Source organism: Streptococcus mitis, from assembly GCF_946188695.1.
Taxonomy (GTDB): Bacteria; Bacillota; Bacilli; order Lactobacillales; family Streptococcaceae; genus Streptococcus; species Streptococcus mitis_DF.
This window is the reverse complement of the sequence record NZ_CAMHWI010000040.1, coordinates 1-875: the sequence shown is the minus strand read 5'-3', so window position 1 is coordinate 875 and position 875 is coordinate 1. Positions and strand designations below refer to the sequence as shown.

Annotated in this window: 1 protein-coding gene; it reads left to right on the top strand. The window is 40.5% G+C overall.

Translation table 11 applies throughout. The features are described 5' to 3' along the window. On the top strand, window positions 1-875 hold an 875-nt coding region (locus tag N8L33_RS09900; RefSeq protein ID WP_261059744.1), incomplete at both ends, for an ISL3 family transposase.

Below are 875 nucleotides of genomic sequence, written 5' to 3'. Positions count from 1 at the left end.
ACGACTGGTATGCCTACTAGAATCCTCCTGAAAAAGCGTCGATTCAAGTGCTATCATTGCTCGAAAATGATGGTCGCCGAAACCTCTCTCGTCAAGAAGAATCATCAAATTCCTCGTATCATCAACCAAAAGATTGCGCAAAAGCTGATTGAAAAGACTTCTATGACCGATATTGCTCATCAGCTGGCTATTTCAACTTCAACTGTCATTCGTAAGCTCAATGACTTCCGTTTTAAGTCTGATTTTTCTTACCTCCCTGAGATTATGTCCTGGGACGAGTACGCTTTTACAAAGGGAAAGATGAGCTTTATTGCACAAGATTTTGACAAGCTCAACATTATCACTGTTCTTGAAGGCAGAACACAGGCTGTCATCCGAAATCACTTTCTTCGTTACGATAGAGCAGTCCGATGTCAGGTGAAAATCATTACTATGGATATGTTTAGTCCCTACTATGCCTTAGCTAAACAGCTTTTTCCAAACGCCAAAATCGTGTTGGATCGTTTCCATATTGTCCAACACATGAGCCGTGCTATGAGTCGTGTGCGTGTCCAAATCATGAATCAGTTTCATCGAAAATCCCATGAATACAAGGATATCAAGCGTTACTGGAAGCTCATTCAACAGGATAGTCGTAAACTCAGCGATAAACGTTTTTATCGCCCTACTTTTCGCATGCACTTGACGAATAAAGAGATTTTAGACAAGCTTTTGAGCTATTCAGAGGACTTGAAACACCACTACCATCTCTATCAACTCTTGCTTTTTCACTTTCAGAACAAGGAGGCAGACAAATTTTTCGGACTTATTGAGGACAATCTTAAGCTGGTTCATCCTCTTTTTCAGACTGTCTTTAAAACCTTCCTCAAGGATAA